This is a genomic window from Clostridium sp. YIM B02500 (assembly GCF_022324665.1).
GTDB classification, from domain to species: domain Bacteria; phylum Bacillota; class Clostridia; order Clostridiales; family Clostridiaceae; genus Clostridium; species Clostridium beijerinckii.
Genome location: NZ_JAKGTE010000011.1, coordinates 144,008 through 151,881, shown reverse-complemented (window position 1 = coordinate 151,881; position 7,874 = coordinate 144,008). Strand labels below are relative to the sequence as shown.

General features: G+C 30.5%; 6 protein-coding genes. All 6 read right to left on the bottom strand.

Annotated elements, in window-relative coordinates; translation table 11 throughout:
- Nucleotides 1–432: 432 nt before the first annotated feature.
- Entirely contained in the window at nucleotides 433–1,380 is a 948-nt protein-coding gene (locus tag L1S46_RS11740; RefSeq protein ID WP_012061060.1) for a GNAT family protein, read from the bottom strand.
- Nucleotides 1,381–1,994: 614 nt separating this feature from the next.
- On the bottom strand, nucleotides 1,995–2,816 hold the full coding sequence (manZ, locus tag L1S46_RS11735; RefSeq protein ID WP_012061061.1) for a PTS mannose transporter subunit IID: 822 nt from the start codon (nucleotides 2,814–2,816) through the stop codon (nucleotides 1,995–1,997).
- Between the two features lie 21 nt (nucleotides 2,817–2,837).
- Nucleotides 2,838–3,629 carry a PTS mannose/fructose/sorbose transporter subunit IIC gene (locus L1S46_RS11730; protein ID WP_012061062.1) on the bottom strand — a complete coding sequence of 264 codons (792 nt, stop codon included), beginning with the start codon at nucleotides 3,627–3,629 and terminating at the stop codon, nucleotides 2,838–2,840.
- Between the two features lie 149 nt (nucleotides 3,630–3,778).
- Nucleotides 3,779–4,270: a mannose/fructose/sorbose PTS transporter subunit IIB gene (locus L1S46_RS11725; RefSeq protein WP_012061063.1), complete on the bottom strand. Its 492-nt coding sequence runs from the start codon at nucleotides 4,268–4,270 to the stop codon at nucleotides 3,779–3,781.
- A 74-nt stretch (nucleotides 4,271–4,344) separates the two neighbouring features.
- Nucleotides 4,345–4,767: a mannose/fructose/sorbose PTS transporter subunit IIA gene (locus L1S46_RS11720; protein WP_012061064.1), complete on the bottom strand. Its 423-nt coding sequence runs from the start codon at nucleotides 4,765–4,767 to the stop codon at nucleotides 4,345–4,347.
- Nucleotides 4,768–4,981: 214 nt separating this feature from the next.
- Nucleotides 4,982–7,780 (bottom strand): sigma-54-dependent transcriptional regulator, encoded by a 2,799-nt coding sequence (locus tag L1S46_RS11715; protein ID WP_238900072.1) that lies wholly within the window; start codon nucleotides 7,778–7,780, stop codon nucleotides 4,982–4,984.
- Nucleotides 7,781–7,874 lie beyond the last annotated feature (94 nt).

The window sequence follows — 7,874 nt, the reverse complement described above, 5'->3', positions numbered from 1 at the left end:
TCAAAGACCAATTTTTCTTTCTTACAACTACTGTTGTAATGTTTTGTTGTTATCTGTCGTTTCTGACAGCTTATTCAGTATATCACCGCTTTCGAAGCTTGTCAACAACTTTTTCAAAAAACTTTTTGAACTCATTTTTCAGTAGTTCTATTAGCTTTAAGTTATTAATTTTGCATCTCTTAGCGAGGATTTTATCATATCATCACCATTCGACATTGTCAACAACTTTCGTAAAAAACTTTTAATTTCTTCTTTATTAAAATCTTTTCAGTCTTAAGTTGTTTTGTTCATGTCTCTTAGCGACGTGTTTTATCTTAACACATAGTCCATTAGCCATTCTGGCAAAAACCATCATTTATACCATTTAAATCTTAAAACCTATACCAAACTCCATTTTTCTTCTCATTTCTACTATTGATACGCTAGGTATAGTTAATAGTTATTTAAGTATTCTTCTAATATATAATAGGTCTCATGATCCTCCCACTTTCCATTAATTAATAGATATTTTTCATTTACTCCAATTAATCTGAATCCACATTTAGTTAATACATTTTTGGATTTTTTGTTATTTATCAAAGCTGATGCTTCTATTCTATGAAGACCACATTCTTTAAACGCATAATTTAGTAGCAGTTTTACACTCTCTTGCATATAGCCATTCCCCTGCTCATTTTCATCTATTGAATAACCTAATATGCCATTCTTCAACGATCCATATATAATTCGTGAAAGTTTTATCTTTCCAATCAATTTTTCTTCTTTAAAAATACCCAAATCTACACTTGTTCCATTCAAAAATTCCTTATAACTCTTATTTAACAATTTTCTTTGTGTCTCAACTGTGTAGAAATCACTATCTCTACTTGGTTCGAAAGGAGCCAAGTAATTTTTATTTCTTTTATAATAATCCAACATTTCTTGAGCATTGCTAGGAGTCAGATTTCTAAGAATTATATTTTCCCCTTTTAATTCCACTAATGAATACCTGCACATTTGGTCATATTCAATTCTAGTTATACCAAATGACAGTTCATCAAGATATTCACCTTGAAAATATTCATTTTCATTAAATATTCCTTCTAGAGTAAAACCTAGATCTAAAAATGCAGTTAAGTCTATTTTTTCAAGAACTTTTATGTTAACCTTAAAAATATTCGAATCTTTAAATATTCCCTTTAATATAAGCGATAGTGTATCACTTAATAATTCATAATTATATTCTCTATAGAACTTAAGATTGACGTTGCATGTTTTGCTTCTGTCAGTTAATTCATCAGTACTGAATCTACCAATGATAATATCATCCATATCTCTTATTAAATATTCTGTTTTATTCGATCTATTTCCTTGTATCTTTACTTTCATGTTTGATTCCATATAATTCCCCTCTACAATTATGAAAATCTGTCTTCTCGATTCTTAATCCATTATTTATTATTTTCAATTTCACTATTCAACATTCCTATATAATCATTCAACACTTATTTTAATTTTCCTTTTTGCTGTAATCTTAGTTACTCTTATCAATTATATTTCTCTAAATTCTATATAGAAGATTATTACTGGTTACATAAGTGCCACCTCATAACCCTATACGCCCTTCTTACACTAACTAAAAATTGATAATTAGAAAAGCAATATAATTATACTCTAGTTTCATAAATAACCCTCTCTTTTTAAAATATATAAGAGATTATATATTTCATATTTTTATAGCACCATATATACTAATATTGGTTTTCTAGATTTAATCTTGATTGTGAACTTACATTATTCAGATATTAAATGCAAATTTACTATTGTAGCTATATACTTGGACCTAATGCATAAATTTTATCCACAAAAGTCGGATTTAGTACATACTTATACACAAAACCCACAATATATTGTTGATATTTCTACATACCATGCTAATATATTGCGGGTTCTATTTTTAAGGAAGTTTACTATATTATCTAATTTAACCGTTTATTTATTTGATATTTATATATCTACTGTAATATTCCACAAGCTACGCCCAAAATACCTACTGCAAATAATCCAAAGATTATTATTAATGGATTCACGTTCTTCTTTAATAGATACATACATAAAAATGTTAGTAAAAGCGGAACTAATCCTGGCATTAAGCTGTCTAGTACACTTTGAATAGTTGTAACTACTTCTTTTCCATCAGCTTGTGTATATTTAGAGAGAACAAAAGGTATATTAACAGTTGTCCATTTTGAAACAAGACCACCTATAACAAGTAATCCAAGTACTGAAGCACCTTCTGTAAGATACCTAAGTTTATTTCCTCCCATATCAGCAACTAATTGAGTTCCTTTTTCATATCCATAGAACATTCCATACCAGTTTGTTGCAAGTCTTATTGCATTGAATCCTATGAAGAAAATTAATGGTCCAATTATACTTCCTGTAAGTGCAAGTCCTGCCCCTAATGCTGCAAGTACAGGTCTTAGTGTTCCCCAGAATATTGGGTCTCCAACTCCGGCAAGTGGTCCCATAAGACCGATCTTAACACCACTTATTGATGCCTCATCTATATCTGCCCCATTTGCCTTTTGTTCTTCCATGGCAGCTGTTATTCCCATAATTGGCGTTGCCATAAATGGTTGTGTATTAAAGAATTCTAAATGTCTTTTAAGTGCTGCACTTAATTCGTCACCTTTATATAATTTCTTCAAAGCTGGAATTAATGTAACACAAAAACCTATTGCTTGCATTCTTTCAAAATTAAATGATCCCAATAAGAAATTTGAACGGATAAACATTTTTACTATATCACTTTTATTTAATTTCTTTTCACTCATTATTTTATCTCCTTTCTGTACTTACATTAACTCTGAATCATCAATATCATCAATACTTCCTGTTCCAGCTACCGCTACTTTACCTTCATTAGCTATTGATTTTATATGGAATATTGCTGCAATAACACCTACAGCACCAAAACCAATTAAATTGAAGTTTGTAAATGCTGCTAGTAGAAATCCAATGAAGAAGAATGGTAGTAATGATTTACTATTCATCATATTCATTACCATTGCATAACCAACAACTACTATAAATCCACCTGACACTTGAAGTCCTCTTGTAATAACTTGTGGTATAGCTGCAAGTGCTGCATTTACTGCATCTGTTCCTGCAAGTACTCCTACTATGGCTGCTGGTATCGCTACACGTATTGCTTGAAGTGATAACCCTAGTATATGACACATTTCTATTCCTCTTGTGTTACCCTTTTCAGCATATTTATCAGCTAAGTGTTGGAAAAATACAGTTATTGTTCTCACAAATATAGTAAGAACTTGTCCTGCAGCTGCAATTGGTACTGCTACTGCTATACCTGCTCCAATTGATTGTTTACCGATTATAACAAGTATTGCTGAAATTACACTTGCAAGTGCCGCATCTGGTGCCATAGCTGCACCAACATTCATCCATCCTAATGCTAACATTTCAAGTGTTCCACCTAGTATAATTCCTGTTTTAATATCCCCTAGTACAAGTCCAACCAATGTACATGCAATTATTGGTCTATGAAATTGTGCCTCATCAAGTACACTTGCCATACCAGTAATTGCTGCAACTATTACTAATAAAATTAATTGTAAAGTGCTCATTTGTAAATTCCCCTCTTTCTTTTAATTTATATATAAAAACTTTTTTAAATTTTATATATCTAATCTTTTAACAGGATTTATTATTCCTTCTATCAAAATCTAAGAGTTTTTAAAGGATCTTATCTTTGGTTTTTAGGTAAAATTTATGTCTATATAAGTTGTAATTCTTTAAATTTGTCCATCAAATTTACTTTAGGATCTTTTGCTAGTTTCCTCACCTCTAATTCGATGCCTTTTTCATTAAGCTTTTTAAATGCCTCAATATCAACATCATTCATGCACAATGCATTTGTAACCTGTTTATCTCCAGCTTTATAGCACATTCCCCCAACGTTTACAGATTCAATAGGTACTCCACCTTCAACCATTCTTAATACATCTGTAGGGTTTGTAAATAAGAATAAAGTTTTAAAACTGTCAAATTTAGGATTATTATATGCTTCAATTGCCTTTGCTATTGGAAGCACATATGCTTTTATCCCTGGAGGCGCTACTTGAATTACTAATTGTTTTCTTAAGTCATCTGCTGCAACTTCATCACTGCAGGCAAATATTCTATTGCATCCACTATACTTCGTCCAAACTGTTGCAACTTGTCCATGTATTAATCTGTCATCTATTCTTACAAAACTAATTTCCATCTTTATATCTCACCTTTCAAATTTTATATTATAATTAAATTCATGTAATTCTTATACTAACTAATCATAGGTTGCTATATTATCTCATCATCTAAATCCTCTTCAATATTTTTAGATAAAGTTCTTATAGCCTCCTTTCCGGAATTTTCTGCAATTGATAAAAGTTCTGACACACTTGAAAAATCTCTACTTCCTAGAACCTCTAATATCATTGGGAGATTAACACCTGTCACAATTTCCATATTCTCATGTTTCATTGCAATTATGCTTGCTGCATTAAATGGACTTCCTCCAAAAAGGTCTACCATGAACAATACGCCATCTGTTGAATTCATTTTTTCTATAAGTGAATTATATTTTTCAACTAGAGCATCTATACCCTCCCCTGGCTGAAAAGTAACACTTCCCACATTTTCTTGGGCTCCAAAAATCATTTCAGCTGATTTCAGGATTTCTTCCGAGAATATACCATGAGTACCTATGATTACTGCTATCATTATTTCATCATCCTTTCCTGCTACATATATTATTTCTATACCAATATACCTAGCAATTCCCATGCCAAAAAAAGTGTGTCAACAAATACTTTTCTCCAAACATGAATTCTAAACGCATACAATGCGAATAAGTTTTCACCTTGACACTCTAAAGTATTATTTGACACACTTTTAATTGTATTTTGACACATTATTTTTCTTATATAAACTAAATTTAACACACATCTATAACATCAATCATATAGTATAGCTCATCATCCGTCAGCTCTATTGATAAAGCTTCTTTAAATATTAAATTTGCTCTTCTTAACACTTCCAGATATCTTGGATTTAATTCTGAATCAGATGAATCATATACCAGTCCATTATTTAAAAGCATCCTTTCTAATGCGCATGCAACATGAAACATAATTCTTAGTTTAGTTGGATTCTCATAATGTACATTCAAAGATCTTTCGATAGATTTTATAAAATCATCTAATAACGAATATATCTTTTCAGGATTAAGAAAGGTTAAAATCTCTGTTAAAGTTTGCTTACAAAGATTTTTTAAAACAATCTGATTTTCTCCTTTTATAACCGGATTAATGTCCTTTCCTTCAATTATATTTCTTAAAATATTTTCTCCAGATCCATCAATTAGTTCTTCAATCGATATAAATGGAATTCCCATATTAGGATTTGCTATTCCCACAAGTGCTAAAATTTTATTTTTTCGCGAAATCTGTTTTATTGACTCATTTAAATTGTTTAATCCTACTGGGATTATTCTAACATTATCGTTAATTGAGATATTCTTTGCTACAGCTTCAACTAGCTCCTTGAGTTTAATCGCAGCGCCCTTACCTGTTGAACAAATTGTAATTATAGCATTCTCTTCTCCCATTTTACCTTCTGTCATCATATTATTAGTATATCCTCTAAAATCAGTAATTAAATATGAATATACTGAATTTAGATCAGCATCAAAAATTGAGCATTTTCTGACTGCTTCTAGTACTAGAGCCGTTGATACCATATCAATACTCTTAATATTTATCTTGGTCTTTTTCGTTATAGTTTCACCAAAACTATTTAAAGATCCCATATCTACTAAAAGTAATACACCTTTGCCTTCATCTACTTGCTTAACTTTTTCAATAACACTGTCTATAATATCAGAAGGTTTTCTTTCAAGCGGCATATCAACTGCTGCAATATTATCTGCATCAAAAAGTTTTTTAGCCACTGCCACCATGCTTGTAGCAGTGCTTGTACCATGAGATGCAACTACTATTCCAACTCTTTCTTGATGTGATAATTCTTGTATTGAGCTTAGAAGTAAAGCTAAATATTCTATTTCAACTTCTGGAATTATTAAGTTATATCTATCCTCTATTAACTTATGAATCTCTTTAGCTACTCCATATTCTTTACTATTAGATGATAATGTTAACTCAATATTTGTTGAAAATGATACTGTGTTTTTCTTTATACGATTAAATAACGCGCTGAAATGTAGGCTTATAGCATATATAAATCTATCACTTAACTTTCTGCTCAATCTATTTTCAGCTAACATTTTTATTTCTTCAGCAAAATCAACAATATCTTTATCAACAATTTTCAGTAAACCTTCTCTACGATACGCATCATTCTTGAATCTAGCATAAAATTGCTTTAAATGAACATTTATATCTGTTGTTATATAATTTTTAATATCTTGGTCACTCATACCTTCTTCTTGTAAAACAAATGCCTTGTCCTCTATAATATTGTAAATATTAAATGGTGGCTCATAAGCGTCAGTCTCTAAAAAAGTTTTGTTACCATCAGGTTTAACCACTAATGTACTAGGAACCCTTCCCCAAAAATTGGAATCATCTTTTATTTTACCTTCAAAATTAAGTATCCCATTTCTCATGCTTTCTGGTAGTAAATCTAAATTTATCTCAATACATTTATCTGTATTCATGCAATTTAGAAATCCTGTGGCACAAACTAGCTGTATATTTGACTTTAATTGACCCACATTTCCATATGTTGTACTTCCAATTAATGCTTTTATCGACTCCGATGAAATTTTAATAGTCTTATTTACCCGTTGAGCTTCCTTAGAAAGTAAATAGTGTATAAGTTCTAATTTATCTTGTAATGATCTCTCTTCAAAATTCGGAATAACTATGGTTATAGGAATTCTTCTAATAAAAGTATTTAGTAATGTAGAATTAGGATCTTCTGTTGTAGCACCTATTAACAATACATTAGCTTTGCGCTGCCTATCTGTTTCTCCAAGCTTATTATATGTTCCTGTATCCATAAAATAAAAAATCATTTCTTGCCCTTCTGGTGGTAATCTATGTATCTCATCTAAGAATAGTATTCCTCCATCAGCCTTTTCAACAATTCCCTCTTTTTCCTTATCAGCTCCTGTAAAAGCCCCCTTAATATGTCCAAAAATATACGATAAAAGTAATTGTGGATTATTAGCGTAATCTGCACAATTGAAAACAACAAAAGGCGCATCTTCAGGTAACTTTTTTATATATTTTGAATACTGGTACATTATATTAACAAATAAGCTTTTTCCAACTCCTGTACTTCCAATTATCAAGGTGTGAAGTCCATTAGGAGGATATAGGAGCGCAGCCTTTGCTTGTTCGATTTGATTTTTTAGGCTAGTATTAGCTCCAATTAAATAGTTAAAAGGAGATTGCTCTTCATCTCTTACCACATCTTCACTCGAGGCAAATTTCATTATATCTGATATCTCTTCCAAGTCGTCTGGTAACTTTACAGATAATATTTCCTCAAAACTTTTTCTATCAAAGTAAAGAACAGGTCTATTTTTAATCTTGATAATTTTGGAATCTCTACATAGTGTATTAAGTTCCCTCGATACGTTACTTCTTAATATTTCAAGATATTCTCCTATTTCTTGCGCGCTAAATCCTTTAACCTCTAAGAGCTTATTCTTTGTAAATTTTTTTGAGTTATTTTCGATATAATTGTAAATTCTATCAATACGCTTCATGATGCCCACCTTCTTTTAGATTTGTCTATAATTAATAAAAAAACTAACTCTTTCAAGTAAATATATAGTATCCTTTTACTAAAAAAAATACAAT

Excerpts from the sequence above, each read along its gene's own strand:
- manZ (WP_012061061.1), bottom strand. The coding sequence starts at position 2,816 with ATGAGTGAAAAGAAATTAAATAAAAGTGATATAGTAAAAATGTTTATC.
- L1S46_RS11730 (WP_012061062.1), bottom strand. The coding sequence starts at position 3,629 with ATGAGCACTTTACAATTAATTTTATTAGTAATAGTTGCAGCAATTACT.
- L1S46_RS11715 (WP_238900072.1), bottom strand. The coding sequence starts at position 7,780 with ATGAAGCGTATTGATAGAATTTACAATTATATCGAAAATAACTCAAAA.
- L1S46_RS11740 (WP_012061060.1), bottom strand. The coding sequence starts at position 1,380 with ATGGAATCAAACATGAAAGTAAAGATACAAGGAAATAGATCGAATAAA.
- L1S46_RS11720 (WP_012061064.1), bottom strand. The coding sequence starts at position 4,767 with ATGATAGCAGTAATCATAGGTACTCATGGTATATTCTCGGAAGAAATC.
- L1S46_RS11725 (WP_012061063.1), bottom strand. The coding sequence starts at position 4,270 with ATGGAAATTAGTTTTGTAAGAATAGATGACAGATTAATACATGGACAA.